The organism is Actinoplanes sp. NPDC000266 (assembly GCF_042899005.1).
Lineage (GTDB): Bacteria > Actinomycetota > Actinomycetes > Mycobacteriales > Micromonosporaceae > Actinoplanes.
Window position 1 is genome coordinate 377,000 of sequence record NZ_JBIAZI010000007.1, and the last position, 26,235, is coordinate 403,234.

Here is a 26,235-nt window from a genome sequence, read left to right on the forward strand (position 1 = left end):
CCGCCCCTACCGACCGCGTCACCGCCCTACCCCTACCACCCCGCCCGCGCCAGACCCGGTCGGCCCAGCTGCCGTCGGACCGATCGACTCGACCGCCCCAGTCCCGGTCACGTCGGATCTGCCCGCCCAGGTCCCGGCCGCGCCGGATCTGCCTGCTCCCGACCCGGTCGGCGTTGGTGCCGCCGAACCCAGTCCGATCAGCCCAGCGCGTCGGGCCATATCCGTTCGAACCACTCGAGCCCCGGTGACAGCGATCAAGACCGCCCCCGCTGAACCGCCGGCCAGACCGCTCACCGGCAAGGCCTTCAGCACGCCGGCCACGACGCCAACGCCCGGATCACGTCGACGGACCCTCGACCTCACGCTCTGCCGCGCCCCCCGCAACACCGGGCACTGTCCCCATCAAGACATGACAACCCCGTCGGGCCACGGTCGCCGGGCACAACGCAAACAGATGCATAGCGCTCGCCGTGGCCATTTTCCAGCCGTCGTGAAAGCAGTTCCACCGGGGCATCATAAATTCGGGGGCGACTCGCAGAAACCTGCCGGAGTGCACCGCTCGACAGGAATTGCCGCGAATACCGAATGGGTGGCACCTCCCTGACGCTGTCTCGCGAACACACACCTTGCACGGTGCTGCCTGCTTCTATTCCGGACGTTCGTTGCTGGTGGGCAGGGTGCGGGGGAGTTCGACGTGCATTGTTGTGCCTGGGCGGCCGTTCGGTGGGCGGATCGTGATGGTGCCGTGGTGGCGGTCGGCTATCAGTTTGGCGATGGGCAGGCCCAGGCCGGCGCCGGGGATGGCCATCTCGGTGGCTACCGCGCCCCGGTAGAAGCGGTCGAACACGTGCGGGCGTTCGTGGCCGGGGATGCCCAAGCCGGTGTCGGTGACGTCGACGGCCACGGTCGTGTCGGCTCCGGTCAGCGCGACGCTCACCGCTCCGCCGTTCGGGGTGTAGGTGATCGCGTTGTCCAGCAGGGCGGTCACCAACTGGGTCAGGCGGCCGGGGTCGCCTCTCATGGGCAGGTGGGGTGGTGCCGTTCGGGTGATGGTGATGTTCTTGGCTCGGGCCTGGTCCTCTATCGCGCTGGCCGCCTCCGTGACGACGTTGACCAAGTCGATGTCGGTTATCTCGAGCGGGGTGCGGCCGGCGTCCAGGGCGGACAGATCCAGCAGCGCCTCGACCAGGCGGCGCAGTCTTTCGCCGCCGCGGCGGGCGCCGTCGATCACCGGGTGCAGTTCGGAGGCGGGGGAATCCGGTTCGGCGTCGGCCAGCACGTCCAGGTAGGACAGGATGATCGTGAGCGGGGTGCGCAGCTCATGGCCGACCAGGTTCAGATATTCGTCCTTGGCGCGGCTGAGCATCTGCTGCAGGTGCTCGTTGTGGCGGGCCTCGGTGATGTCGTGGAAGACGGCCACGGCGCCGAGACGGCGGCCCTGCCGGTTGGTGATCGGGTGGGCGTTGACCCGCACCAGGCGGCGCCCGTGGCGGGTGCGCAGGGCGAACTCGGTGCCGCGGACCTCCGTGCCGTGCAGCGCTCGGCGCAGCGGCATCTGGGTGCGGTCGACCGGGTCGCCGGCCGGGGTGGTGATCGGCAGCCACGCCGCCCACTTCTCGAGGTCGGTGATCTCGTCCGGCAGGGCGAGGCGGTCACGTAGCGAGCGGTTCACGACGACCAGACGGCCGTCGGCGTCGCAGGCGGCGACACCCGTGTCGAGGCTGTCCAGCATCGTGTCCAGATAGAAGCGCTGCTGATGTTCGGCCTCGTGGGCGTGCTGCTCGGCGACGAAGGCGGCGCACGCCTGCGCGCCGTTGTCGACGGCGGTCAGCTCGTCCGGCTGCCACTGCCGTGTGCGGTAGTCCATGACCGCGCAGACACCGACGGTCGCCCCGGACGGATCGCGGACGGGGAATCCGGCGTACGACCGAATGCCCACCGCCCGCACCGGCGCCTCAGCCGGCACCCGGTCGTCGGTCTCCACGTCGCTGACCACCAGGGGCAGGCCGGTCCGCAGGACCACGCCGGCGAGGGTGGACGAGATCGCCACCTCCTGCAACGGCTCGAAGCCGGGCGGCAGGTTGTGCCCGCCGATCAGCCGCAGGTTGCGGCCCTCGGCCAGGTGGATCATCGCGCAGACGGCCCGCGCCCCGGCCTCGGTGAGCGCGGCCAGCCGGTCCGCCGCCGCCCGCGACATGCCGCCGGGCGCCATCTCCATGACCGGCGCCGGTTCGTCGGGCGGACGCGACTCCATCCCCTCAGTGTCACGTCCGGCGCCGCCTCATGTGCCCGGAAGGGCGATCGTCGCCTGATCAGGGCGGCTGGTGGGGCCGGTGATCCGATGCTTGTCGCATGTTCAAACTGGCTCCGTGGCCCTGGACCGCGGCCGCGCTGCTCACGGTCGGCGTTTTTCTGGACCTGCGGGCCTGGTCCTGGGCCTGGGGTGAGGTGGGCCCGGCCCTCCGCGACCATTTTCTCCTGGTCCTGTTCGCCGTGCCGGCGGTGCTCCTGGTCGTGGGGCCGCTGCTCCTCCAGCGCTGGTCGGTCCGCCGGGCGGTCCGCGCCGGCGCGGTCATCACCGGCCCGCGGTGGCCGTGGCTGCTCACCTATCCGGGTGTGGGGATCGCGGCCGCGAGCGTGGCCGTGGTCGGTGTGATGGCCCTGCTGTGGATGATGAAAGTGGCCGGTGATCAACCAAAACTGCAGATCGAGGCCATCAAGTACGGCCTGGGGCTGTTCGCCGCGGGCGGTGCCGTGGCCGCGTTGCTTCTCGCCCTGCGCCGCCAGCGCCACATGGAGCTGGCCCAGGCGCACACCGAACTGGACGCCACCGAGCGCCGCTTCACCGACCTCTACACCAAGGCGGTGGAACAGCTGGGTTCGGCCGAGGCGGCCGTACGTCTCGGAGGTCTCTACGCCCTCGAGCGGGCGGCCCAGAACGACGTCGAGCAGCGGCAGACCATCGTGAACGTCCTGTGCGCCTACCTGCGGATGCCGTACGCCTTCCCGGATGAGGGCCGGGAGGCGAGGCTGGAGCTTCAGGTCCGGCGGACCGCGCAGTGGATCATCTCGACCCATGTCGTCTGCCCCGGCCCGGCGATTCCGGAGATCCTGCGGTTCTTCCGGCCGGATCGGCGGGAGCGGTTCTGGCCCAACCTCGACCTCGATCTCACCGGGGCGACTCTCATCGATTGGGTGGTACGGGAGGGACAGCTCGGACGGGCGCAGTTCGACGATGCCGTGTTCTTCGGGACGGCCGACTTCAGTGGGGTGTCATTCTCCGGAGAGGCCCGGTTCGGGGCGGCGGAGTTCCACGGAGCCGCCACGTTCGATGGGGCGGTCTTTTATGGCGACGTACGGTTCGGCGACGCGACATTCGGCAGTCCGCCGACCTTCCGCGGGGCCGGCGCGGAGCCGCGTGCGGACCGGGAGGACGCCTGGCCGGCCGGGTGGTGCCTGGAGCCGGACGGCTCAGTGGCGGAGGTGCTCGACGTAGGTCATCGCCACCGTGAGGACGACCGGGACGGCTAGGAGCCACCACATGCCGTACGCGAAACCCAGCACCACCGCGAGCGGAATGCCCAGGGCGAGGGTCAGACAGCCGGCGAGGAAGAGCGGGGGTGGGGTGTCGTCCTCGCCGGGGTCCGGCGACGCGGGCGGCAGCTCCGGATGGGGCAGCGGGAGGTCGGCGAAGATCCGCGACAGCTCCGAGCGGGTGCGGGCCTGCCGGGCGGCCTCGGCGCGGCGTTCGTACTCGGCCCGGTCGAGGCGTTTCTCGGCCAGGTGCTCCTCCAGCGCCTCCTGGGCCGAGTCGCGCTCGGGCGTGCCGATCAGCAGGTCGGGTGCCGGCTCTGACGTCACCCGCTCAGGGTAGTCAGATTCCGCGTGGTCATCGATCGACGGCGGTCAAGGGCTGGGCCGCGGCGAAGGAGACGCTGAGCAGGCCCGCCCTCGTGCGCACCTGGTAGCGGGTGCGGCCGCGCTTCTCGACGGTGCCGGTCAGTCCGGCGTACTTGCCGGCGCCGATCAAGCGGACCCGGGCGCCGATGGCCACCGGGGTGGGGAGGGGCTCGGGGCGGTGGTCGCGCAGGCGGGCCAGTTCGGCGTCGTAGCGGGGGTCCATGTCGGCCGGGCGGCCGTGATGGGTCCAGACATATCGGGCCTCGACGTCGAAGCGGGGCGAACACTTCGGGCACGAGCGGACGCGGATCGGGCGGCGGTGCGCGGTCGTGCGGTGGCCGGCCGGGCAGGTGCCGACCCAGGCGCCGTCGACCTGGGGCGCGTCGGCGGGCAGGCAGCGGCCGCCGGTGTAGCCGATGCGCCGCGCGGTCGCGCGCCACACCCGGTCGTGCCCGTGGCCGGAGCCGGCCAGCGCGTGCGCGATCTCGTGCAGCATCGTGGCGGTGACCTGCTCGGGCGAGTACAGGCTGATCAGCGGCCGGGACAGGGTGATCTCGCGGCGGTCCGAGCGGCAGGCGCCGGCCCGGGTCTTGGCGTTGTCGAAGAGCAGCCGCCAGCCGGTGAGCTTGTGCCGGGTCATGAGGTCGGTGGCAAGGTCACGCGCTTGGTGGAGGTCCAATGTCGATACTCCGTCGTGCGGGAAGGCGCAAAAGGTGCAAACTGCGGGGGGTGGTGAGGGGCGGGGTCAGCGGGTCAGGGCGGTGGCCTTGATCAGGGCGCGGTGCAGGAAGCGGGCGTCGCCGAGCATGGTGCGGAGGCGGCGTTCCAGGCCGGCGATGGGTACGAGGTTCTGCGGGGCCCGGGGGTCCTTGTAGGACGCCGACGCGAAGCGGGGAAGCGTGGCGCCCGAGATGTCGGCCAGTTCGATGGCCTCTTCGGCGGTGAGGTCGGGGGAGCACTCCACGCGGACGATGCCGGACCAGGGCGCGCCCGAGCCGCCGGGCAGGCGGAGGTACCAGGACCAGCCGCCCCACACCGTGCCCAGGTGGAAGACGGGGGTGCGCTGGCCGGGGCGCAGCGAGGTCACGACCGGGGTGAGGGCGCCCGGCAGGTACTGCTTCTGCTGCGTCTTGACGTAGCCGATCGTGCGGGGCAGCTGGCGCCGGTTGCGCAGCGGGCCGTCGACGACCAGCAGGTCGGCGCCGTCGGAGCCGATCGCGCGGGCCTCCGACGAGATGTCGATCTCGAGGGCGGTCAGCGACGGCTGGACGGCCGACGGCAGTTTCGAGGCCTCGCCCGCGCCCTCGATGCGGTGGACGGTGTAGCGGACCGTGCCCGCCTGCACGTCCGACGCGGTCGGGCTGGCCGTGAACAGGCCCCGGCCGACCTTGGCCCCGACCAGCTCGGCCTGGCCCCGGCCGAGGTCGCAGCGGACCACGCCGGCCGCGTACGAGGCGGCCAGGCCCGCGTACGACGTGCCGTCCTCCTCAGCCGTCCACAGCCCGGCGTCGTTGCGGCGGACGCCGTCGACCAGGAACACGACGTCGGGGCGGCGCACCTCGGACGACACGTCGATGGGGGCCCACTCGGCGGCGGGGATCTCCACGTCGGTGTCGACCTGGGCGCTGCTGGGTGACGCCGGGCCCTCGCCGCCGTCGGCGCCCTCGTAGGAGGCGCCGTACGAGGGATCCCACGCGTCCACGAACATCCTGGTCAAAGGCCAACCCTCTCCACATGGGCGGTACGCGCGTCCTTGCGCACCTCGAACCGGACCGGCACCCGCTCGGCGAGCGCGTTGACGTGCGTGACGACGCCGACCATGCGATCACCGCGGGCGGCCAGATTTTCCAGCGTCGCCGCGACCACGTCGAGGGTGGCCGCGTCGAGGGTGCCGAAACCCTCGTCCAGCACGATCGACTCGAGGCTGGCGGCGGTGGTCGACATGCCCGCGAGCTGCTCGGACAGGGCGAGCGCGAGGGCCAGCGAGGCCTGGAACGTCTCGCCGCCGGACAGCGTGCGCACGCCGCGGCGCAGGCCGGCGTCGTGGTGGTCGATGACGAAGAACTCGCCCTTGTCGTGGATCAGGTCGTACTGGCCGCCGGTGAGCTCGCGCAGGATCCGCGACGCGCCGCCGACGAGCAGGTCGAGCGCCTCTTCGAGCAGCCAGCGCTCGAAGTTGTTGGCCCGAAGGTGACCGGCCAGCGCCTTGGCGACCCGGCCTTCGCGCTGAAGGACCATGCGCTGCTCGGTCAGCTCCGCCGCCGACGTCCGCCGGTCCTCGAGACGTTTCCACGCCGCCTCGGCCCGCTCCGCCGCCACGGCCGCGGCCCGGATGAGGTCGGCGTCAGACGACGACGAAGAAGAAGCGAACGGCACGCTGGCTGCCACGAACAAATCGGAAATGTTGGAGATGGTGGTGAGGGTGGCCTGATGGGCGGCGGCGACGGCCTCCTCGGCCTCGGTGCGGGCCGCTCGGCGGGCGATGGCCAGTTCGGCGGCCCAGGCGGCCAGTGTCGACCAGGCGCCGGCCAGGTCGTCGCGGTCGGCCGGGGGTGGGGAGAAGCGGGCCACGCCGTCGCGGACGACGTCGAACTCGCGCCATGCCGTGCGCTGCTGTTCCTCGGCGGCGACCACGGCCGCCTGCGCCTTGCGGTGGGCCACGCGCGCCGTCCGTACGGCCGAAGCCGCCTGATCAAGGTGTTTCTGGAGGCGGGCCAGCTCGTCGAGCCGGCGCTGGAGGGCCTCGACGCCGGGCGACTCGGCCACCGCGGTGCGGGCCTCGGCCAGGCGCGACAGGTGGTGCTCGTACTGCGCGCGCTTGCGTTCGAGGTTGCTCTCCAGCTTGCGCGCCACCGCGTCCCGCTGCTTCCAGGCCTGCTCGGCGGCCTCGGCGGCGGCCCGCGCGGCCTTGCCCGCGGCCTCGGCCGCCCGCACCGCCGACCCCTCGGGCACGGCCGGAACTGTGGTCACCTTCTGCTCGCACACCGGGCAGTTGTCGCCCACCGCGAGATGCGCCCGCAGCGCGGCCGCCCGGTCCGTACGCTGGGCCTCCGTGTAGTCGAGGCGGGCCTGTTCGAGCAGCTGGGCCGCGCCCAGATGCTCACTGTGCGCGAGCTCCAGCGCCGCCACCGCGTCCTTGTGCTCGACGTCGGCCACCGACACCTCGCCCGCGAACCACTCCTCCTGCCCGATCAGCCGCTGCAGCTCGGCGTGCCGGTCGAGCATCAGGCTCAGCGAGCCCGCGTCGCCGGCCGCGGCCAGCTCACCCCGGACCTTTTCCTCCTTTTCCTCGGCCGTGCGAACCTCGTCCGCGGCCTCGGCGGCGGTCGCCCTCGCCGCGGCCGTCACGCCGGCGGTTTCCACGCTTGAGGCGGGTGTACGCACGGAGCCCAGTTGCCGCAGTTCCGCGTCGAGCTCGTCCCGCTTCGCGGCGGCGGCCGCCTCGGCCGCCCGCCTGTCGCGCAACCCGGGCACGGCCTGCTCGACCGCTGTGGTGAGCTCGCGCATGCGGACGAGATGGGCCTGCGCCTCTTCGACCGCCTCGTCCGTGGCGTCGGCCAGGCCGGCCAGATTTTGGTCGACCACGGCCAGCTTGCCCTCGGCCGTCTGCGCGCGGCCGGTCGCCTTGGTCTGCACCTCCTCGTAGACGTGCAGGCCGAGCAGGTTGACCAGGATCTGCTGGCGGGTGGCCGGCTTGGCGTGCAGGAAGTCGGCGAACTGGCCCTGCGGCAGCACGACGCAGCTGGTGAACTGCTCGAACGGCAGGCCGACGGCGTGCAGGACGGCCTCGTCCATCTCGGCCGGGGTGCCCGCCAGCACCTCGCCCAGGTCGTCGAGGTCCATGCCGGTGTCGAGCTTGGTGACGTCGAAGCCGGGCGGCATGAGCTGGAGGCCGGCCCCGGCGGTCTTGACGTTGCCGCGGCCGTCGCGCCGGACGACCCGGGTCGCCACGTAGCGGTCGCCGGCCGACTCGAAGACCAGGCGTACGCGGGCCTCGGTGGCCGAGGGGGAGAGCGCGTTGACGATGCCGCGCGCCCCGCCCCAGCGCGGGACCGTGCCGTAGAGGGCGAACGTGATCGCGTCGAGCACCGTCGACTTGCCCGAGCCGGTCGGCCCGACCAGCGCGAAGTAGTCGGCGTCGGTGAAGTCCACAGTGGTCTCGTCGCGGAACACCGTGAACCCGGCCATATCGAGCCGTATGGGCCTCATTTGTTCGTGCTCACCTCGTCGTACAGCTCGTCGAACAGCTCGCGGACGCCGTCCTCGGCGTTGTCCTTGCTGTCCAGGTAGTCGCCGAACAGCTCACGCGGCGACCGGCCGGCCCGCTGCGCCATCCGCTCTCCCGTCTTGTCCGGCATCATCTCGGGGTCGATCCGCACCTCGAGCGCGTTCGGCAGCAGCTCCTGCACGTCCTCGCGCAGGCCGACCCGCGGCTTCTCGCGCACCAGAACACGGAGCCAGGCGTCCGGAAGGTTCACCGTCGCGAGCTGTTCGAGGGTGCCGCGCACCGTGCGCAGGGTGATCGCCGAGGTGATCGGCACATCCCGTACGCGGGCCGCCTTGTCGACCCCGACCTCGACCATGGCCACCGACGGGACGTTCTCCTCCTCGCCGAAGTCGATCGCGAGCGGGCTACCGCTGTAGCGGGTCGGGCAGGGGGCGATGACCTGCTGTGAGCGGTGCAGATGGCCCAGCGCGACGTAGTGGGTGTTCTGCGGGAACACCGTCGCCGGCACGGCATAGCCCATGACCGTGTGGGCCTCGCGCTCGCCGCCGCCGGTGGTGGCCCCGAAGATCGTGAGATGCGCGGTCAGGAGATTGATCACGCCTCGGTCGGCGAACCGCTCGCTGAGCTTGGCGATCAAACGGCCGAGATGATCGGCGTACGTCTGAGAGGCCTCGGCCGCCGTCAATTCGTACATCTCCGCGGCCCGGATCGCGTAGCGCTGCGACAGGAACGGCAACGCGACCAGCTGCCAGCGCTCGCCCTCCTCGGTCTGGCCGGTGATCAGCAGGTCGTCCGGGTTGGCCAGCACCGAGCCGCGCAGCTCGATGCCGGCCGCGTCGGCCCACGGGCGCAGCGCGTCGAGCGCGGCCCCGTTGTCGTGGTTGCCGCCGATCGCGACCACCCGCGCCCCGGTCTTGCGCAGGGCCGACAGCGCCCGCGTGACCACCCGGGTGGCGTCGGCCGTCGGGGCCGCGGTGTCGTAGAGATCACCCGCGATGATCACCAGATCGGGCCGCTCGGCCCGGGCGACCTCGACCACCTGGGCCAGCACGCGGATGTGCTCCTCGTGCCGGTTACGGCCCTTGAGTACCTTGCCGACGTGCCAGTCGGAGGTGTGCAGGATGCGCATCGGTGAACCCTAGAACGGGATGTCGTCGTCCTGCGAACCGCCGCGGCCGCCGACAACGGCGAACGGGTCGGCGCCCTGGACGATCGACTTCATGGTGGACGAGGGGGGTGGGCCGGACTCGGACTTGCGGGTGGCCCAGGCCGGGAAGGGGAACTCCACGCACAGCGGCACCGGGATGTCGGGCTGGTTGACGAACATCGTGCCCGGGCGGGCCAGCAGGGCGCGCTGGCGCATGGCCGGCGGGAGGAAACCGTACTCGGGGCGGGCCGCCTCGGCCGGGTCGAGCCGGCCGACCACGCGGATGGCGGAGTTCGTCACGATGCGCCGCTCGACCTCGCTGGCCGTCTGCTGGGCGCCGATCAGGATGACGCCGAGCGAGCGGCCCCGCTCGGCGATGTCGAGCAGCACCTCCTTGATCGGCGAGGTGCCCTCGCGCGGCGCGTATTTGTTCAGCTCGTCGAGGACGACGAACAGCAGCGGGCGGCCGGTGCCCGACTTCTCCTTCTCCTCGAACTCGGTCTTGAGCGTCACACCGACCACGAACCGCTGCGCCCGGTCGGGCAGATTGTGCAGGTCGACCACGGTGACCTGGGCCGACTCGGCGGTCTTGATCTGGTGGGGGCGGCGCTGGGCCAGATCGCCGCGGATCAGCCGGGACAGGTCGCGCTTGCTGCCGATCAGGCGGCGGGCGAACGCGTTGACCGTGCCCATGTTGACCGCGCTGCCGGCCCACGTCGACCGGGTGTCGTCGTCGGTGAGCTGCTCGACGATGTGGTCGACGAGATCGCCGTACGACCCGATCCGGCGCCCGTCGATGCTGATGCCGCCCTCGGCCGGCACGGCGTGGCGGTGCAGGTGGGCGGTGACCGAGTGGACGACCATCGTGTACTGCTGGCGCTCGTCGTCGGCGTCGGCGAAGACGTACGGAAGCAGGCGGGCCGAGCAGAACTCCTCGAGAGTCCAGTAGAACGCGTCGACACCGGTGAGGCGGCTGCTGACGTCCGGAGCCCCGGAGGAGTCGCCTGCGCGTGGGGGCGCGTAGACGCGTACATCAGGGAAAGGGTTGGCCGGAAGCTCGAGAAGCTTGTAAGCGGCCCGCGTGTTGTCGTCGAGCTTGGTGTTGGGGTGGTCGAGGAAGAGCAGGTCCTCGCCCTTGACGTTGAAGATCAGCGCGCGGGCGTTGGCCCCGTCGGCGCCGAGCTGGCCCGAGCGGAAGACCGAATAGAGCAAAAAGGTGGCGAAGCTGGTCTTGGTGGCCACGCCCGAGATGCCGGAGATGGACACGTGGGCGCCGCGGGTGCCGTCGAGGAAGTCGGCGTTGAGGAAGACCGGGACGCCGTCGCGGCCGGTGCCCATCGGGATGCGCCGCTCCATGCGGTCGAAGTGCAGCGCGGCGTCGCGGGCCTCGCCGGTCGCGCGGTGCACGACGGCGCCGGGAGCGGGCGGCACGTAGAGCTCGGGGTCGACCCGGGTGGTGGTGATCTCGGCCGCCTCCTGCACCATCGCCGGCAGCGTGCCGTCGGCGATCGCGAAGACGTCGGAGTCGAACTGGGCGCCCTCGTGGCGGGCGCGGACCTGGGTGACCACGCCGGCGATGGTGACCGGCTCGCGGTCGGGGAGGTCGCGCTTGGTGACCACGACGTCGTCGAGCTGCAAGTAGCTGCCGGGGGTCACGGCCGTCCAGAACTGGAGCGGGGTGGCGTCGGCTGTACCCAGAACCCGCCCGACGGGGGAAGTTTCGTCAGACACGTCGATCATCGTGCACCAGGGGTACGACAAAAGACGCACGCGGAGTCGGTTGGCACGCGTTGTCCACAACTTCTGGTGCTCATACACAGAGTTATCCACAAGATCTTGCCCGTACGAGGGAGGCGCGCCCATCTTCGATACGGTTGCTCGGTGACACTCACTGGGCGCGTCCACGTCGTCGCGGGCGGCACCGGTCGGGCCGGCACCGTCGTCGTGCAGGAATTGATCTCGCGGGGTGCGGTCGTGGCCGTGCCTTCGCGCAATCCGGCGCGGCTCGCTCGCTTGCACGCCAAGATCCAGTCGGATCAGCTGCACGGCTATCTTGGCGACATCTCCGACTTGTCGGATTCGTTGAGGCTGTTGAGTGAGATCGTGGCCGAGCTGGGCCCTCTCGACGCGGTGGTTGCCTCGCTCGGGGAATGGTGGGAGGGGTCGCCGCTCACCGAACTCGATCCGGCGGTCTGGCAGCGGATCATTTCGGACAATTTGACCAGTCACTTCATGGTGGCCCGAACGTTCCTGCCCGCGCTGGCCGACCGGGACGAATCGGTCTATCTCGCGCTCGGCGGCATCGCGTCGGTGCTGGCCGTGGCGGGGTCCGGGCCGATCTCGGTGACCGGGGCGGCGCAGGCCATGCTGATGCGCGTGCTCGAGGCCGAGGCGGCGGGCAAGGCCGTACGGCTGCACGAAGTGGACGTCTACACGCCGATCGTGACCGAGGACTGGGACGGCGGGGAGATCGAGCCGGGCTGGTTGACCGGGCGCGACGTCGGGGCCTTCGTGGCCGACGCGCTGACGCCCGGGTTCAAGGGCGGGCTCTTCCTGCAGATCCCGGACGACACCACGTTCCGGCGCAACGAGCCCTAAGGCCCGGGTGCGCCGGTGGCCGGTGGGGTCGGCTCGGGTGGGCGGTGCTGGCAGTCGCACCAGGAGCCGCCGCGGCACTTGTCGTGCTGCTTCTCGCGACACGCGGGGCAGATCACGTCCCGACGATACGCCGCGCTATTGACGATAGGGACACGGTCGCGCAACCGGTGCGAAATGCCGAGTTGGCACGATGTACTCCGAAGGGCGGCACCGCTGTGCCGCCCTAAGACGGGAGGAGTTGCATGTTGCTGCGGGTACGAGTCACCCTGCCGGACCGTCCCGGTGCCCTCGGCCAGGTCGCGCGCACGCTCGGCGTCGCCGGCGCGGACATCGTCCAGGTCGTCGTGCTCGAGCGACTCGGCGGCCGTGCCGTCGACGACTTCACCGTCGTCTGGCCCGGCGCCTCCCGCGTGGAACGCCTCCTGGCCGGCCTCGCCGCCATCCCGGGCGTCCAGGTCGACGGTGTCTGGAAGGCGATCGGCGCCCCCGTCAACGGCGGGCACGACGCCGAGCTGCTGGCCCAGGTCGCCGCCAACCCGGCCGACGGCCTGGCCACCCTGGTCGACGCCATGCCGGGCCTGCTGGCCGCCGACTGGGCCGCGGCCGCCGTGGTGCCGGCCGACTGGGCCTCCCGTACGGGCGCTCCCCGTGCGCTGACCAACGAGCCCGCCGTGACGTACGCCAGCTGGCGCGCCCCCTCCCCGCTGCTGCTCCCCGAGGTCACGCCGTTGCGGGCCCGCCCGCTGACCGGCGCCGACGACACCAAGTACGCGGTGGCCCCGTTCGGCCGCGACGGCCTGGTGCTCGTGGTGGCCCGCTCCGACGCCGACGACCTGCCCGCCGCCGCCTTCCACGTGACCGAGGTCGACCGGGTGGCCCAGCTGGTCCGCGCGGCCGCCGTCATCCTGGGCGACCGGCTGAGCCCGTCCGTGGCGGCAAACCCCATGTGATGGGACTCGCACCCAAATCCCAGCTCAAGCAATGTCCGGTTAACACCCGCGGGGCAGTATTGGCGTTGGTACAGCTGACGTGACTCGCCGCTCATCCGGGGCGAGAAGGGGGTGCCGGAGATGGCGCTGTGGCGGATCCGGGCAACGGTCGACGACCGGCCGGGCTACCTTTCCGTTCTGACCGCGAGCCTGGCTCTGCGGTCGGTGAACATCCTGGCCGTGCAGGTGCACACCACCGAGGCGGGCGCGGTCGACGACTTCCTGGTCGACGCGCCCGACTCGATGACCGAGACCGAGTTGCTCACCGCGATCGCCAAGGGCCGCGGCCGCAACGCCTTCGTGTCCCGGGCCGAGGCCCAGGGCCTGGCCGACCAGCCGACCCGGGCCCTGGCCCTGGCCTCGCGGCTGGTGCACGAGCCCGACACGCTGGGCGAGGCGCTGGTCGCGCTGCTCGACGCGACCGAGGTGCGCTGGCGGCCCGAGCCGCTGAGCGGCCGCCCCGGCCACGACGCCGAGCGGATGCGGCTGGCCGACCCGGACGGCGGCTCCCTCGAGGTGCTGCGCACGGCCCCGGCCTTCACCCCGGCCGAATACGCGAGGGCGCAGGCCCTGGTCGAGCTCTCCGGGGCGATGCTGCGCCGGCGGCGCGAACAGTCCACCCTGCTCCTGCCCGACGGCGCCGAGCTGACCGTCCGCCTGGCCACCGCCGACGACCTCGAGGGCGTCCGCCGCCTGCACGAGCGCAGCTCGGCGGCCACGATCCAGCGCCGCTACCTGGGCGGGGGCGGCCCGAACGAGACCCGGCTGCGCCGCCTGCTCGAGCCGTCCGGCGCCGGCCGCACGCTGCTGGCCATCGCGGGCGACCGCGTGGTGGCGATGGCCAACCTGCTCACCGAGGGCGACCTGGGCGAGGTGGCGATCCTGATCGAGGATGCCTGGCAGCGCCGGGGCATCGGCACCGCCCTGTTGCGCCGCCTGCTGGCCCACGCCGAGCGCAGCGACGTCGCGGCCGTCGTGGCCCACGCCGCCGCCGACAACGTCGCCATGCTGCGCACGCTGCGCCGCCTGGGCGCGGGCCCGGCCGAGCGCGACGGCGCGATGGTCAGCGTCACCCTCCCGATGCCGGTCGAAAAGCCGGTGGGCGAGCAGTCGCCGGCGGTCCCCTAGGAGGCGCGGGTGCCGTGCTCCACGCAGGTGGCTGTCCACCCGGTGGGCACCACCTGCACCTTCATGCGGCGGCGGCAGTCGGCGCAGTAGCGCGGCGGCTCCAGGGCCCGCGCCCGGTCGCAGGCGGCGTGATCGCCCTGGGCGGCGGGCTCGCCGCAACGGTCGCAGTACATGCTCTTACAGCGTCGCCGACAGGGCCTTGACCGGCATCTTCAGGTCGGCCAGCAGCGCCAGGTCCTCGGTGGCCGGCCGGCCGAGCGTCGTCAGATAGTTGCCGACGATCACCGCGTTGATCCCGCCGAGCAGGCCGTCGCGCGTGCCCAGGTCGCCGAGCGTGATCTCCCGGCCGCCGGCGTACCGGAGAATGGTCCGGGGCATCGCCAGCCGGAAGGCGGCGATGGCGCGCAGCGCGTCCTTGCCCTCGACCACCGGCTGATCGCCGAGCGGCGTGCCCGGGCGCGGGTTGAGGAAGTTCATCGGCACCTCGTGCGGATCGAGCTCGGCCAGCTGCGCCGCGAACTCGGCCCGCTGCTCGATCGACTCGCCGAGCCCGAGGATGCCGCCGCAGCAGACCTCCATGCCGGACTCGCGCACCATCGTGAGGGTGCTCCAGCGCTCCTCCCACGAGTGGGTGGTCACCACGTTCGGGAAGAAGGAGCGACAGGTCTCGAGGTTGTGGTTGTAGCGGTGCACGCCCATCTCGGCCAGCTCATCGACCTGCTCCCGGGTGAGCATGCCGAGGCTGGCCGCGACCTGGATGTCGACGGCTTCGCGGATCGCCTTCACACCCTCGCGCATCTGGGCCATGAGGCGCTGGTCGGGCCCGCGCACGGCGGCGACGACGCAGAACTCGGTGGCCCCGGTCGCGGCGGTCTGCCGGGCCGCCTCGACCAGCGAGGGGATGTCGAGCCAGACCGAGCGCACCGGCGAGGCGAACAGACCCGACTGCGAGCAGAAGTGACAATCCTCGGGGCAACCACCGGTCTTCAGCGAGACGATGCCCTCGACCTCGACCTCAGGACCACACCATTTCGTACGCACGTCATGCGCGACCTGAAGAAGCTCGGGCAGGTGATCGTCGCCGAGGCGCAGCACCTCGAGAATCTGCGCCTCGCCGAGGCCGGCCCCGCCGGCGAGAACCTGGGCACGGGCCTTCTCGAGGATCTCGGGCATGCCCGTACCCTACAGACCTTCACGGCCGGTAGGACTGTCAGTGGCGGGTGATAGTTTCCCATTCTCGTGATCGCTGGAGGTGTCTTGTCGGGCTGGCTGGAGGAGCTGGATCGCCTGGCCGTGAGCAGGGCCAAGGCGGGGCTCACCCGTCAGTTGCGCCCCCGGGCGACCGCGGTCGACCTGGCCGGCAACGACTATCTCGGCCTGTCCGGCGACCCGCGGGTCACGGCGGCCGCGGCCGACGCCCTTTCGCGGTACGGCCTGGGCGCGACCGGCTCCCGTCTCGTCCGCGGTTCGACGCCGGCCCACGCCACGTTGGAGGCTTCGCTGGCCGAGTGGCTGGGCACGCCGGCGGCGCTGGTGTTCTCGTCGGGATATCTGGCCAACCTGGCGGCCGTACGGAGTATGGCCGCCCTCTGCGATGTGATCGTCTCCGACGCGTACAACCACGCGTCCTTGATCGACGGCTGCCGCATGGCCGGCACGAAGACGATCGTGGCGCCGCACAACTCACCGTCCGCGGTGGCCTCCCTTCTGGACGCCCACGCACCCGCCTCCGCGGTCGTCGTCACCGAGTCGGTCTTCTCCGTCGACGGCGACCTGGCGCCGCTGGCCGAGCTCTACGAGGTGACCTCCGCCCGGGGCGCTCTGCTGCTGGTGGACGACGCCCACGCGCTGGGGCTGCTGGGCCCGGCCGGCGCGGGCGGTGTCGCGGCGGCGGGCCTCGCCGGGCGGCCGGACGTCGTCGTCACCGCGACCCTTTCCAAGTCTCTCGGCGGAGCGGGCGGCGTCGTCGCCGGTCCCGCGCAGTTCATCCAGCATCTGGTCGACACGGGCCGGACGTTCATCTACGACACGGCGTTGCCCCCGGCCGTTGCCGCCGGAGTCCAGGAGTCCGTGCGAATCGCCCGAGCCGCGGACGACCGCCGCGCGCTGCTGACCCGGCGGGCGGCCGAGGCCGTCTCGCGCCTGCGGTCGGCCGGTTTCGACGTGGCCACGCCGGCCGCCGGCGTACTGTCCGTGCCGGCTCCCGGCCCCGAGGCCGCCCTGGCGTGGGCCGCCGACTGCCGTGACCGGGGTGTCGCCGTAGGCTGCTTCCGCCCGCCGTCCACCCCCGACGGCACGTCGCGCCTGCGCCTGACCATCAACGCGGGTGTTTCCGGCTCCGACTTCGCCCGCGCCCTGGACGTGATCGTGGAGTGCGCCCCGTGAGCAGCAAGCCCCGCCCCCTGGCCACCGGCCCGTCCTGCCCGGACGTGACCGAGGTGGTGACCCGCCTCCCCACAGCGAACGTGATCCTGACCGGCCACTCCGGCTCCAAGGGCTTCACGTTCCCACCGTTGCCGGGCCGCGCCACGCCCCCAGCACCGACGTCGGTGCCTGCTGCCCGCACCCCCGAAGAGACGCCGGCCATGGCCGCCGCCACGACGGTCCGCCGGGACGCCAGCGCCCCTTCATCACAGCCCGCCCCGGACGTCGCCGGGCTTTCGTCGTCGCCCGATCCGGATGCCGCCGTGCGTGCGTCGTCGCTCGCCCCGGACGCCGCGGTGTCTTCGTTGTCGGCCGAGTCGGACGCCGCTGCGCCTTCGTTGTCGGCCGGGCCGGGCGCCGCCGCGCCTTCGTTGTCGGCCGGGCCGGGCGCCGTCGCGCCTTCGTTGTCGGCCGAGTCGGACGCCGCCGCGCCCTCGTCGTCGGACAGGCCGGATGCCGCCGGGCTGTCCTCGTCGGCCAGGCCGGACGTCGCGGTCCCGGCGGTCGCCGCTTCACGCACCGGCGATGGAGCCGCGGGCTCGGCCTCTGACGATCCGGGCGTCTCGGATGCGCGGGGACCGGGTGTCTCGGGTGCGGGGGAGCCGGGCGTCTCGGATGCGCGAGGGCCGGGCGTCTCGGGTGCCGGGGAGTTTGGCGTCCTGGAAGCCGGGGAGCCGGGCGCGGTCTCGTCCGCCGCGGAACCGTCTACTGCCATTCCGGGACCTTCCGCCGGGGAAGAGGCGGCAGCTGCCGACAATGTCCGCTCTTCGCGGGAAATGTCGCCCGGGGTGCGGTCGGGAAGCCGTGGGCTCTCGGCAGTAGTGGCGCCCGCCGTTTCCTCGCTGGCCGGCCGATCCGACTTCCCGCCGATCGAGGAAGCACGCGCCGAGCTTTCCGGTCGCCCCGAGAGCGGTCCGGCCGGCCGTGCCGATGCAGGTTCGGGTGGGACATCCGGGGAGCTGTCCGGCCGTCCCGGGGCGGGGCCGGTCGGCACGGCGCCCGTGGAACCGGCGCCCCTCGAGGAGCCGCAGCCTGGAAGCGCTCCTGTGTCGCCGGCGCCGGTGGGGCCCGCTCTCGATGCCGATGAACTGCCCAGCGGTGAGGCTCTCGGGGCCGAGATCGCGGCCGAGCTCTCCGCTCAAGCTCCGCCCGCTGCTCAGGCCGCGCCCCGTCGGGCCGCGCCGGGGGAGTGGCGCGGGGTCGTGCTGGTCACCGGCACCGACACCGATGTCGGCAAGACCATCGTCACCGCGGCCGTGGCGGCCGCCGCCCAGTCGTCGGGGCTTCGGGTTGCGGTGATCAAGCCGGGGCAGACCGGCATCGTGACCGGTGCGCCGACCGACATCGAGGTCATCAGCCGGCTCGCCGGGCCCGACACCGCCCGTACGCTCGCCGAATATCCCGAGCCCATGGCTCCGCTCGCCGCCGCCACGGTGGCCTCCATGCCGCCGCTCGAACTCTACGAAGTCGTCGACGCCATCCGGGCCGAGGCCGACAAGCACGACCTGGTGCTGGTCGAGGGCGCCGGTGGCCTTCTCGTGCCGATGGGCGTGCGGCCGTCCGGCGAGTCGTGGACCTTCGCCGATCTCGCCACCGCCCTCGGCGTCAGCACCATCGTCGTGGCCCGGGCCGGTCTGGGCACCCTCAACCACACCGCCCTCACCCTGGAAGCCCTCAACCGGCGCGGCATCCCGGCCGGCGTCGTCATCGGCGCCTGGCCGTCGCATCCCGAGCTGGTCCACTGGGCCAACCTGAGCGAGATGGTCCCGCACCTTCTCGGCGCTCTCCCCTCGGACGCCGGGCGGATGGACCCCGGCGTCTTCCGCCGGTCCGCGCCGGGCTGGCTCACCCCTTCTCTTTACGGCGTCCTCGACAACTGGCGGGTCTGGGCCGAGGAGACCGGCGACGGCCACCACTAGGGTCGCGCTCATGGGGATCGAGATTCGTGAGTACGACCCTGAGTGGCCCCGGCTGGCGGCCGCCGTCATCGAGGAGATCGTTGAGGCTCTGCCCGGGCTGATCGTCGAGGCCGAGCATCTGGGCAGCACCTCGGTGCCGGGCATGGCGGCCAAGCCGGTGATCGACGTCATGGTGGCCGTCGGCGAGCTCGGTGTGGTGGAGCAGCGGGAGACCGTGGTCGAGGCGCTCGGCTACCGGCGGGTCGATGTCGGCATGCCGGAGCGGCTGTTCTACCGGCGGGTGCGTGACGGCGAGCTCGTCGTCCACCTGCACGTGGTGACCGTGGATTCGTGGGGGACGCGCAACGAGCGGCTGCTGCGCGACCACCTTCGCGGGCACGCGGCGGACCGGCTGGCCTACGGGCGGCTCAAACGGGAGCTCGCGGAGGCGGGGCATGACGCCGACGCGTACACCCGGGGAAAGACCGCTCTGATCCAGCGCATGGTCGATGACGCCCGGGCCGCGCGGGGGCTGCCCCGGGTCGATGTCTGGGAAGGGTGATCAGGCGGCGCCGGTCAGGACCGAGTTGACCAGCTTCTCGACCTCGGCCGGGTCGGGCGGGGTGTCGTCGTGGCCGGCGAAGACCAGGTGGCTGGTGCCGATCAGGGTCAGGGCCAGGGTGTCGGCGTCCGCCCGCGGTGAGAGGCGGCCCAGGTCCTGTTCGGCCTTCAGATAGGACGCGAGCATCGTGGCGGCCTCGGTCAGCAGGGGTATGCCGGTGGGGCGGTCGCGGCGCAGGCGGGCCCGCAGCTCGTCGCGGGCGATGATCAGGGCGACGACGTTCAGGGCGATCGAGCCGAAGATCGAGGTCAGGGCGGCGGCCAGGTTGGCGACGACCGTCGCCGTGCCGGCCGAGGCGTGCAGCGCGCCCGACTCGTGTGACAGGCGGGCGATGCGGTCCTCGACCAGCGCGGCCAGGAAGTCGTCGAAGTCGGTGAAGTGCCGGTGCAGCACGCCCTTGGCCACGCCGGCCTCGGCGGTGACGGCCCGGCTGGTCAAGCCGCCGGCGCCGTCGCGGCGCAGCACGCGCTCGGCGGCGTCGAAGAGCTGCTGTCGTACGTCACGCAGGGCCACACCGGTCGGCATCTAATCATCTTGCCTGGTGAGGGGTTCCTGGAGTTCGGTCACCCACTGGCCGGGCTCGGGCGGGCACTCCAGGCTGACCTCGCGGGGATATCCGGCCGAGGTGTGGCCGTTGTCGTCGATCCAGCGGGCCAGGGTCTGCGCGGTGGGCAGGATCGCGTCCATCGAGCCGCGGTGGACGATCGTCGCGGCGCGGGCCAGGCCGGGCAGGTCGTGCACCGGCAGGTCGCCGTCGCGTGGAGGAGCCGACACCTGCACGGCGGCGTGGACGGTGACGCGGCCGTCGGCCTCGGGCGTGTAGTAGGCGATGCCGGGGCCGGTGGGTGCGATGCCGGCGATGGTCAGCCGGCGGAACAGCTCCTCGTAGAGCGGGGCGATGACGGGACCGATCAGGCCGGGCTCGAAGCCGGCGGCGGTGGCGGTCAGCTCGGCGACGCGGACGGTGGGCACGGACTTGAGGACGACCTCGTCGGTGGGCATGCGGCCCTCGCTCTCGATGGCTCGGAGCCTCGCCTCGACCTGGATCAGCCGGGCCGTCGCGGACGCCACGGCGCCGGCCAGCTCGGCGTGCCGCAGGCGGAGCATGCCGCGCAACTGCTCGGTGGTGACCGCCTCGTCGATGATCTCGCGCACCTGCTGGAGCGTGAAGCCGAGATCTTTGAGCGCGACGACGCGGTTGAGCAGCGCCAGCTGGCTTCCGGTGTAGCGGCGGTATCCGGTGGCCGGGTCGACGTGGGCCGGGCGCAGCAGGCCGATGCTGTCGTAATGGCGCAGCATGCGGACCGAGACGCGGCCGTGCCGGGCGAAGTCTCCGATGGTGAACATGATGCTCCGAGTTGATCGCCTGACACGGTGTGAGGGTCAAGAGGCTATCCAAGTGGGCGCTTGCCCACTAGAGTGGGCGCATGCCCATTCGACCTCATGAGCAGCGGCGGATCGCGGAGTCCTTCGGAATCGACCCGGGGCGGTACGACCGGACGAGGCCCCGCTATCCCGATGTGCTGATCGAGCGGCTCGTGGCGCCGGAGGTGCTCGACGTCGGCATCGGCACCGGGATCGTGGCCCGTGCGTTGCGGGACCGCGGCTGCCGCGTGCTCGGGGTCGAGCCCGATCCGCGGATGGCCGAGTTCAGTCGCCGGGACGGCTTCGAGGTCGAGGTGGCGACCATCGAACGGTGGGATCCGCGTGGGCGGGTCTTCGACGCGGTCGTGGCCGGGCAGACGTGGCACTGGGTCGACCCGGTCGCGGGCGCGGTCAAGGCCGGCGAGGTGCTGAACGAGGGCGGCCGGCTGGCCCTGTTCTGGAACGCGGGCCAGCCCTCGCCCGAGGCGGCCCAGGTGTTCAAGGAGATCTACCAGCGGCTGATGCCGGAAAGCATGATGGCCCGGGCGTACGGATCGATGGCGTCGGCCGCGCAGACGTACTCGGCCATGCTCGACACGGCCGAGGGCGGTATGCGGGAAGCCGGCGTCTTCGGCGAGGCGGAGCGGTGGCGGTGGGACTGGGAGCACGTCTACGGCCGCGACGAGTGGCTCGATCAGTTGCCGACCCAGGGCGCGCACACCACGCTGCCGCCGGGGCAACTGGCCGCATTGCTGGCCGCGACCGGTGAGGGGATCGACGCTCTCGGTGGCTCCTTCACGATGAGCTTCGCGACCATGGCGGTGACGGCGACACGCGCGAGATGAGGTTCTCGTGCAGTCGTACATCATGAAGATCTCAAGAATTGAGAGTGGCCGTCAGAACGGGCGAAAGGCACCAAGCGGGACGCATCTGGCGGAGATCCCCTGAACGGGCTGAGACATCACCTGAACGGCTCAGTTGCCCCTTCGAGGTGTCGTTGGGAGCGCTCCCAGATGCTGGGACGCGAACGCTGCGGAAGCGCGGAACTACTTAGCGGTAATGCCGCACCGGTAGTGCGTCGGGGCAGCTCAGAACGACGTTTCATGGGACGCGTGTGGCTGAGTATTATTCGGCTGCCCTGGCCGTCATATCGGTGCAGATCGATGAATTCTGATCGTCTGCCCACGCGCCTCGTGACTCTTCGCAGGAGTCTCGCGAGACCGGAGGACCGTTTGAGACCGCTCCCGAAAAATTTCCCGTCGGCGTTGATCCCGAGGGCTGTCCCCAGCCGTATCTCAGGCGACGGGGAAAGCTCCGGGCGGAGGTATCGATGCATGCGGTGGCCGAGGATCGGCTGGCGCCGGGCGGGGTTGGCCTGATGACACAGCGTTCCGGTGGACGGTGGCAGTCACTCGACGGGAGCCGTGGTGTGGGCGATGGTGGTTCGGTGATCCCCCGGCAGGCGCCGCGGCACGAGGCTGCGCCCTCGACCGGCCCCAGCCACGAGGACACCCTGGTCAAGATGCTCTACGAGGAGCATGCCGGGCCTCTGCTGATGTTCGTGCTGCGGCTGACCGGTGGTGACCGGCAGCGGGCCGAGGACATCGTGCAGGAGACCCTGCTGCGGGCCTGGCGCAACGCGCACCGGCTCGGCGCGCAGGGGCAGCAGTCGCTGCGGCCGTGGCTGGTCACAGTGGCGCGGCGGATCGCGATCGACGATCACCGCAGCGCCAGCGCCCGGCCGGCCGAGACGTACGACCGGGAGTTGGAAAGCTTCCCGAGTACGGCCGATGACACCGATCGCGTTCTGCAGTCGATGACGGTGTCCGACGCGCTGCGCGAGCTGAGCCAGTCGCACCGCGAGATCCTCATCGAGACGTACTTCCGGGGCCGCACGGTGCCGGAAGCGGCGGAAAAGCTCGGCCTTCCGTTGGGCACCGCCAAGTCACGGGTGTACTACGCTCTGCGTGCGCTGCGGACCGCGTTGCAGCAGCGGGGGGTGACGGAATGACACAGGAAGACCACTTCGACGTCGCGTCGTACGCCCTCGGGGTGCTCGACAGCCGCGACGCCGAGCGCTTCGAGGACCATCTCATCGAGTGCCCGCGCTGCGCGTACGAGCTCGAGTCGTTCGTCGAGGTCGCCGACCTGCTGGCCGACGTCGACGCGCAGTCGGTGATCGCCGCCGAGGAGACCCGGCGCGACGGCTTCATGCTCCAGAAGGTGATCGGCGAGGTCGCGCACGAGCGTCACCGGGCCAACAGCCGGCGGCTCTACTCGCTGGCCGCGGCCGTCGTCATCTTCGCGATGCTCTCGATCGGCGCCTTCTTCGTCGGCGGCCAGGTGGTCGGCGACAAGGGCGGCACCACGACGGGCAACACCACCGCGCAGGGCGGCAGCAGCCAGACCGACCCGCTGCCCAACAGCGGACAGGGCCCCGGCATCGGCGGCCCCGACCTGACCGGCGAGCGCTTCGACGGTGCCGACCCGCGCACCGGCGTACAGGCCTCGGTCGCCTTCGAGCAGAAGGACTTCGGGACCCAGATCCAGTTCGCCATCGCCAACATCACCGGGCCCAAGACGTGCCGGCTGGTCGCCGTGCACACCGACGGCACCACCGAGCCGCTCGTCTCCTGGACGGTCGGCGCCAAGGGCTGGGGAACGGCCGCTCAATCGCAGCCGCTGCTGCTCCAGACGGTCACCGCGACGCCGCGCGCCGACATCGCGCACGTCCAGGTGCAGGAGGTCCCCTCCGGCGACACCCTGGTGCGCGTTCCGTAATCGATTCATCACTAAAAGGCCCGGCCGATTCGGCCGGGCCTTTTTCGTATGCGGCGAAGAGATCTAGTACGTAGCCGGCGGCCGAAGGGTTCAAACAAAAAACTGGGAAATTGATCGGCCCTTTTTTCAACCCTGAGCGATCCCTGGCGCGTACTACAGCCCGGAAACGCCAGATGCATGAAAACCATGGAGGGCACGTGTTCCCGGAGAAGCGAAAGTTGATGGTTGTCGGCACCGCCATCGCCGCAGCGTTCGCACTGCAGGGCTGCGCCCCGGCCGGATACGGCGGCAACGCCGCCGCCGACTACGGAAACGCCGCTGAGCCGGCCTCCGAGAACGTAGCGGCCACCGCGGGCGCCACGGCCGACCCGAACGCCACGGCCGACCCCAACGCGCAGGCCGACCCCAACGCCACCGCCCCTCCCGGTTCCGAGGACGCCGCGCCGGAGCTGAGCGAGGAGGCGGAGACCAACACGCTCACCGGCACCAAGGTCGCCCGCATGGGCCAGGTCGTCGAGAACGAGGAACAGCAGGTGCTGTACCGGTTCGACAACGACAGCAACAGCCCGGCAAAGTCCAACTGCGAGGGTGACTGCCTCAAGGTGTGGCCCGCGGCCCTGACCACCGACGGCAAGCCGACCCTCAAGGGCGTCGACTCCAAGCTGGTCGGCACGATCACCCGGTCCGACGGCTCGAAGCAGCTGACGCTCAAGGGCTGGCCGCTCTACACGTACATCGGCGACACCAAGCCGCACGCGTGGAAGGGCCAGAACGTGGCCGGCAAGTGGTTCGTGATCCAGCCCGACGGGGCCAAGAACCTCACCTGCCTTCCGGCGATCTCGAAGGCGGTCGCGCCGCCGAAGGACGATTCCGCGGATGACGCGGGTGACGCGGGAGCGGCCGGGTCGAGCGACGACTCCGGCACCGGTAGTGACTACAGCTACTGACTTAATCGTCCTTTAAGAATTGCTCGATCGGAGGTTGAGGTAAATGCGTTCGCGGTTCCTGGTGGGCATTTCGGCGGCGATTCTGGCTTTCCTGATCGCCCCCGTCACCCCGGCCCACGCGGCCGGCGGTGACGGTGTCCCGGTCCCCGCGGCGACCGGGCTGTCCGACAAGGGTTCCGGCGCGATCACGGCGGCCGACAAGGACTTCGTCATCAAGGTCCGCCTGGCCGGCCTCTGGGAGATCCCGGCCGGCAACATGGCCCAGGAGAAGTCGAACGACCCCCGCGTCGTGCAGATCGGCAAGGCCATCGCGGCCCAGCACGTCACCCTCGACGCACTGGACCGCGCGGTGGCCAAGAAGCTCGACATCGACCTGCCCAACCAGCCGAACACCGACCAGGCGTTCTGGCTGAGCGAGATGCGTGACGCCACCGGCTCCCAGTTCGACCAGATCTTCATCGACCGGCTCCGCGCCGCGCACGGCAAGATCTTCCCAGCGATCGCGACGATCCGCGCCAGCACCCGCAACGACAGCGTGCGCAAGCTGGCCCAGCAGACCAACCAGTTCGTCATGACCCACATGACGCTTCTGGAGAGCAGCGGGATCGTCGACTACGGCTCGCTGCCCACAGCTCCCGCCCCCGCGGCGGCCGGAAAGGGACCGGTCCCAGTGGACGGGCAGATGCTCCAAGCCGCCAGCAGCAACAGCGGCGTACCAGGCGTCAACACCACTGTGATCCTCCTTGTCCTCGCCGCCGCGCTCGTGGCCGGCGTCATCACGACCATGCGCATCTTCCGGGCGCGGTAGCCCCAGCCGCCGTCCGAGTCGCGTAAGAGAAAGGTTCACCCCATGCGAAGGTCCAAGTACCGGCGCGCCGCCAGGAGCAACAACTGGTTCAGCGGAAAACGCCGGATCATCGCGGTGGCTGCCACGCTGGTCGCCTTCGGCGGCATCGTGACCGTCACTCAGGTCTCCAACGCCAGCACCGACCGGAACCAGCGCAAGGCGCTCAGCGCCTGCGACCGGATCCAGGCGCCGCCGCAGTCCGAACTGTCCACCAAGACGCGCAAGGGCACCTACACCACCAACAACGGCACGGTGACCCAGCACGCGGACGACGGTGCGGGCGACACGGTGTCGGTCTCGACGCTGCGTACCCGGTGCCGCAACTGGGTGATGAACAACGTCGGCAACAACAACGGCGGCGGTGGCCAGGCCACCACGCCGCCGACCACCCCGGCCACCAACGAGCCGGCCGCCGGCGAGCCGAGCGCGAGCGCACCCGCCGAGGAAGGCAACAACGGCGGCGAGCAGGGCAACGGCGAAGAGGGCAACAACGGCGGCGAGCAGGGCAACGGCGAGCAGGGCAACGGCGGTGACAACGGCGAGCAGGGTGGCGACCAGGGCAACAACGGTGGCGACCAGGGCAACGGCGAGCAGGGCAACGGCGGTGACAACGGCGAGCAGGGCGGCGACCAGGGTGACCAGGGCGGCGACCAGCCCGACCCGCAGCCGACCGAGTCGCAGACCACGCCCCCGCCCGGCGCCGGCCTCGGCATCCTGACCAACAGCTGCGACACCAGCCAGCTCACGCCGCACGACGGCTTCCAGAACGGCAACCGCTGTGTCTCCACCGAGTTCGGTGAGGTCGGCGAGGCCGCGAACAACCCGACCCTGCTGATCACGCAGGCGCCGCGCCAGGTCGCGCCCAACACCCCGTTCACGCTGACCGTCAGCACCCGCAACCTGATCCGTGACCGCTTCCTCGCGGCCGGGCAGGGTGGCTACTACGTGGAGAGCTCGGTCCTGCAGAACGGCCTGGTCCGTGGTCACTTCCACACCGCGTGCCGCATGCTCGAGAACACCAACGCCGCTCCGGCACCGGACCCGGTCCCCGCGTTCTTCGTGGCGACCGAGGACAGCCGCGGCAGCGCGACGCCCGACTCGGTGCAGATCCAGGTTCCCGGACTGCCCACCGCCGGCACCGCGCAGTGCGCCTCGTGGGCCGGTGACGGCTCGCACCGCATCCCGATGATGCAGCGCGCCAACCAGATCCCCGCGTACGACGCCGTCCGGATCACGGTCCGCAACGGCCGCGGGCGTTAAAGATCGAGGAGCGGCGCCGCCACACCGGCGGTGAACCCGGCCGGGGCGAGGCCACCGACATGGCCCCGTCCCGTCCGGGACCCCCCATCCCCGCCGGCGGA

The 26,235-nt window shown here is 71.5% G+C and carries 24 protein-coding genes; 13 read left to right on the forward strand and 11 right to left on the reverse strand.

The annotated features are described in order from the left end of the window. Positions 1-646: 646 nt before the first annotated feature. Complete coding sequence (locus ACFY36_RS29290) at positions 647-2,254, reverse strand: ATP-binding protein (protein WP_499749117.1); 1,608 nt, start codon at positions 2,252-2,254, stop codon at positions 647-649. A gap of 98 nt (positions 2,255-2,352) precedes the next feature. Between ACFY36_RS29290 and ACFY36_RS29295 the strand changes: the two genes are divergently transcribed. After that, positions 2,353-3,531 (forward strand): pentapeptide repeat-containing protein, encoded by a 1,179-nt coding sequence (locus tag ACFY36_RS29295; RefSeq protein WP_499749118.1) that lies wholly within the window; start codon positions 2,353-2,355, stop codon positions 3,529-3,531. Here the strand turns inward: ACFY36_RS29295 and ACFY36_RS29300 are convergent. From ACFY36_RS29300 to ACFY36_RS29325, 6 genes are all read right to left on the reverse strand, one after another. Further along, positions 3,472-3,861 (reverse strand): DUF1707 domain-containing protein, encoded by a 390-nt coding sequence (locus ACFY36_RS29300; protein ID WP_499749119.1) that lies wholly within the window; start codon positions 3,859-3,861, stop codon positions 3,472-3,474. The two genes, ACFY36_RS29295 and ACFY36_RS29300, sit on opposite strands and share 60 nt — an antisense overlap. Positions 3,862-3,889: 28 nt before the next feature. Next, the gene (locus ACFY36_RS29305) at positions 3,890-4,579 is read right to left on the reverse strand and encodes a SprT-like domain-containing protein (RefSeq protein ID WP_499749120.1); all 690 of its coding nucleotides are present in this window, start codon (positions 4,577-4,579) and stop codon (positions 3,890-3,892) included. Between the two features lie 66 nt (positions 4,580-4,645). Further along, positions 4,646-5,617, reverse strand: a complete 972-nt coding sequence (locus tag ACFY36_RS29310) for a hypothetical protein (RefSeq protein WP_499749121.1) — start codon at positions 5,615-5,617, stop codon at positions 4,646-4,648. Next, a complete protein-coding gene (locus tag ACFY36_RS29315; RefSeq protein ID WP_499749122.1) occupies positions 5,614-8,109 on the reverse strand; it encodes an AAA family ATPase in 2,496 nt (831 codons plus the stop codon). Before ACFY36_RS29315 ends, ACFY36_RS29310 begins: the two co-directional genes overlap by 4 nt. Further along, positions 8,106-9,257 carry an exonuclease SbcCD subunit D gene (locus ACFY36_RS29320; RefSeq protein ID WP_499749123.1) on the reverse strand — a complete coding sequence of 384 codons (1,152 nt, stop codon included), beginning with the start codon at positions 9,255-9,257 and terminating at the stop codon, positions 8,106-8,108. The genes ACFY36_RS29315 and ACFY36_RS29320 overlap by 4 nt, the downstream gene beginning before the upstream one ends. A gap of 9 nt (positions 9,258-9,266) precedes the next feature. Beyond that, positions 9,267-11,015: an ATP-binding protein gene (locus ACFY36_RS29325; RefSeq protein ID WP_499749124.1), complete on the reverse strand. Its 1,749-nt coding sequence runs from the start codon at positions 11,013-11,015 to the stop codon at positions 9,267-9,269. Between the two features lie 141 nt (positions 11,016-11,156). Here ACFY36_RS29325 and ACFY36_RS29330 point away from each other — a divergent pair, with 141 nt between their 5' ends. From ACFY36_RS29330 to ACFY36_RS29340, 3 genes are all read left to right on the forward strand, one after another. Next, the gene (locus ACFY36_RS29330; RefSeq protein WP_499749125.1) at positions 11,157-11,873 is read left to right on the forward strand and encodes an SDR family oxidoreductase; all 717 of its coding nucleotides are present in this window, start codon (positions 11,157-11,159) and stop codon (positions 11,871-11,873) included. Between the two features lie 242 nt (positions 11,874-12,115). Then, positions 12,116-12,823, forward strand: coding sequence for an ACT domain-containing protein (locus ACFY36_RS29335; protein WP_499749126.1), 708 nt, complete (start codon positions 12,116-12,118; stop codon positions 12,821-12,823). 120 nt (positions 12,824-12,943) lie between these two features. Further along, positions 12,944-13,990 carry a GNAT family N-acetyltransferase gene (locus tag ACFY36_RS29340; RefSeq protein ID WP_499749127.1) on the forward strand — a complete coding sequence of 349 codons (1,047 nt, stop codon included), beginning with the start codon at positions 12,944-12,946 and terminating at the stop codon, positions 13,988-13,990. Here ACFY36_RS29340 and bsaP read toward each other — a convergent pair. Together bsaP and bioB are read right to left on the reverse strand one after the other, a co-directional pair. After that, positions 13,987-14,163: a biotin synthase auxiliary protein BsaP gene (bsaP, locus tag ACFY36_RS29345; protein ID WP_499749128.1), complete on the reverse strand. Its 177-nt coding sequence runs from the start codon at positions 14,161-14,163 to the stop codon at positions 13,987-13,989. The genes ACFY36_RS29340 and bsaP overlap by 4 nt on opposite strands. Before the next feature lie 4 nt (positions 14,164-14,167). Beyond that, positions 14,168-15,163, reverse strand: a complete 996-nt coding sequence (gene bioB / locus ACFY36_RS29350) for a biotin synthase BioB (protein WP_499749129.1) — start codon at positions 15,161-15,163, stop codon at positions 14,168-14,170. A gap of 84 nt (positions 15,164-15,247) precedes the next feature. On the opposite strand from bioB, the gene ACFY36_RS29355 reads away from it, so the two are divergent. The 3 genes from ACFY36_RS29355 to ACFY36_RS29365 all read left to right on the forward strand — a co-directional run bounded on the left by ACFY36_RS29355 (position 15,248) and on the right by ACFY36_RS29365 (position 18,874). Then, the gene (locus tag ACFY36_RS29355; protein WP_499749130.1) at positions 15,248-16,375 is read left to right on the forward strand and encodes an 8-amino-7-oxononanoate synthase; all 1,128 of its coding nucleotides are present in this window, start codon (positions 15,248-15,250) and stop codon (positions 16,373-16,375) included. Positions 16,376-17,616: 1,241 nt separating this feature from the next. After that, positions 17,617-18,333 carry a dethiobiotin synthase gene (bioD, locus tag ACFY36_RS29360; protein WP_499749325.1) on the forward strand — a complete coding sequence of 239 codons (717 nt, stop codon included), beginning with the start codon at positions 17,617-17,619 and terminating at the stop codon, positions 18,331-18,333. 10 nt (positions 18,334-18,343) lie between these two features. Then, positions 18,344-18,874, forward strand: coding sequence for a GrpB family protein (locus ACFY36_RS29365; RefSeq protein ID WP_499749131.1), 531 nt, complete (start codon positions 18,344-18,346; stop codon positions 18,872-18,874). On the opposite strand, the gene ACFY36_RS29370 is transcribed toward ACFY36_RS29365, so the two are convergent. Together ACFY36_RS29370 and ACFY36_RS29375 are read right to left on the reverse strand one after the other, a co-directional pair. Next, complete coding sequence (locus ACFY36_RS29370) at positions 18,875-19,459, reverse strand: TetR/AcrR family transcriptional regulator (RefSeq protein WP_499749132.1); 585 nt, start codon at positions 19,457-19,459, stop codon at positions 18,875-18,877. It lies immediately after the preceding gene. Continuing rightward, on the reverse strand, positions 19,460-20,281 hold the full coding sequence (locus ACFY36_RS29375; RefSeq protein WP_499749133.1) for a MerR family transcriptional regulator: 822 nt from the start codon (positions 20,279-20,281) through the stop codon (positions 19,460-19,462). 80 nt (positions 20,282-20,361) lie between these two features. Here ACFY36_RS29375 and ACFY36_RS29380 point away from each other — a divergent pair, with 80 nt between their 5' ends. The 6 genes from ACFY36_RS29380 to ACFY36_RS29405 all read left to right on the forward strand — a co-directional run bounded on the left by ACFY36_RS29380 (position 20,362) and on the right by ACFY36_RS29405 (position 26,134). After that, on the forward strand, positions 20,362-21,144 hold the full coding sequence (locus tag ACFY36_RS29380; protein WP_499749134.1) for a class I SAM-dependent methyltransferase: 783 nt from the start codon (positions 20,362-20,364) through the stop codon (positions 21,142-21,144). A 485-nt stretch (positions 21,145-21,629) separates the two neighbouring features. Beyond that, on the forward strand, positions 21,630-22,310 hold the full coding sequence (locus ACFY36_RS29385; RefSeq protein WP_360241311.1) for a sigma-70 family RNA polymerase sigma factor: 681 nt from the start codon (positions 21,630-21,632) through the stop codon (positions 22,308-22,310). After that, positions 22,307-23,080, forward strand: a complete 774-nt coding sequence (locus ACFY36_RS29390) for an anti-sigma factor family protein (RefSeq protein WP_499749135.1) — start codon at positions 22,307-22,309, stop codon at positions 23,078-23,080. Before ACFY36_RS29385 ends, ACFY36_RS29390 begins: the two co-directional genes overlap by 4 nt. 221 nt (positions 23,081-23,301) lie before the next feature. Next, positions 23,302-24,027: a COG4315 family predicted lipoprotein gene (locus ACFY36_RS29395; RefSeq protein WP_499749136.1), complete on the forward strand. Its 726-nt coding sequence runs from the start codon at positions 23,302-23,304 to the stop codon at positions 24,025-24,027. A 43-nt stretch (positions 24,028-24,070) separates the two neighbouring features. Further along, complete coding sequence (locus ACFY36_RS29400; RefSeq protein WP_499749137.1) at positions 24,071-24,835, forward strand: DUF4142 domain-containing protein; 765 nt, start codon at positions 24,071-24,073, stop codon at positions 24,833-24,835. 42 nt (positions 24,836-24,877) lie between these two features. Continuing rightward, positions 24,878-26,134, forward strand: coding sequence for a Pecanex-like protein 1 (locus tag ACFY36_RS29405; protein WP_499749138.1), 1,257 nt, complete (start codon positions 24,878-24,880; stop codon positions 26,132-26,134). Positions 26,135-26,235 lie beyond the last annotated feature (101 nt).

Bases quoted from the DNA above. Each gene is read 5' to 3' on its own strand.
- ACFY36_RS29340 (WP_499749127.1), top strand. From the start codon at position 12,944: ATGGCGCTGTGGCGGATCCGGGCAACGGTCGACGACCGGCCGGGCTAC.
- ACFY36_RS29400 (WP_499749137.1), top strand. From the start codon at position 24,071: ATGCGTTCGCGGTTCCTGGTGGGCATTTCGGCGGCGATTCTGGCTTTC.
- ACFY36_RS29375 (WP_499749133.1), bottom strand. From the start codon at position 20,281: ATGTTCACCATCGGAGACTTCGCCCGGCACGGCCGCGTCTCGGTCCGC.
- ACFY36_RS29325 (WP_499749124.1), bottom strand. From the start codon at position 11,015: ATGATCGACGTGTCTGACGAAACTTCCCCCGTCGGGCGGGTTCTGGGT.
- ACFY36_RS29320 (WP_499749123.1), bottom strand. From the start codon at position 9,257: ATGCGCATCCTGCACACCTCCGACTGGCACGTCGGCAAGGTACTCAAG.
- bsaP (WP_499749128.1), bottom strand. From the start codon at position 14,163: ATGTACTGCGACCGTTGCGGCGAGCCCGCCGCCCAGGGCGATCACGCC.
- ACFY36_RS29390 (WP_499749135.1), top strand. From the start codon at position 22,307: ATGACACAGGAAGACCACTTCGACGTCGCGTCGTACGCCCTCGGGGTG.
- ACFY36_RS29395 (WP_499749136.1), top strand. From the start codon at position 23,302: ATGGTTGTCGGCACCGCCATCGCCGCAGCGTTCGCACTGCAGGGCTGC.
- ACFY36_RS29290 (WP_499749117.1), bottom strand. From the start codon at position 2,254: ATGGAGTCGCGTCCGCCCGACGAACCGGCGCCGGTCATGGAGATGGCG.
- ACFY36_RS29405 (WP_499749138.1), top strand. From the start codon at position 24,878: ATGCGAAGGTCCAAGTACCGGCGCGCCGCCAGGAGCAACAACTGGTTC.
- ACFY36_RS29315 (WP_499749122.1), bottom strand. From the start codon at position 8,109: ATGAGGCCCATACGGCTCGATATGGCCGGGTTCACGGTGTTCCGCGAC.
- bioB (WP_499749129.1), bottom strand. From the start codon at position 15,163: ATGCCCGAGATCCTCGAGAAGGCCCGTGCCCAGGTTCTCGCCGGCGGG.
- ACFY36_RS29385 (WP_360241311.1), top strand. From the start codon at position 21,630: ATGCATGCGGTGGCCGAGGATCGGCTGGCGCCGGGCGGGGTTGGCCTG.
- ACFY36_RS29335 (WP_499749126.1), top strand. From the start codon at position 12,116: ATGTTGCTGCGGGTACGAGTCACCCTGCCGGACCGTCCCGGTGCCCTC.
- ACFY36_RS29380 (WP_499749134.1), top strand. From the start codon at position 20,362: ATGCCCATTCGACCTCATGAGCAGCGGCGGATCGCGGAGTCCTTCGGA.
- ACFY36_RS29370 (WP_499749132.1), bottom strand. From the start codon at position 19,459: ATGCCGACCGGTGTGGCCCTGCGTGACGTACGACAGCAGCTCTTCGAC.
- ACFY36_RS29295 (WP_499749118.1), top strand. From the start codon at position 2,353: ATGTTCAAACTGGCTCCGTGGCCCTGGACCGCGGCCGCGCTGCTCACG.
- ACFY36_RS29365 (WP_499749131.1), top strand. From the start codon at position 18,344: ATGGGGATCGAGATTCGTGAGTACGACCCTGAGTGGCCCCGGCTGGCG.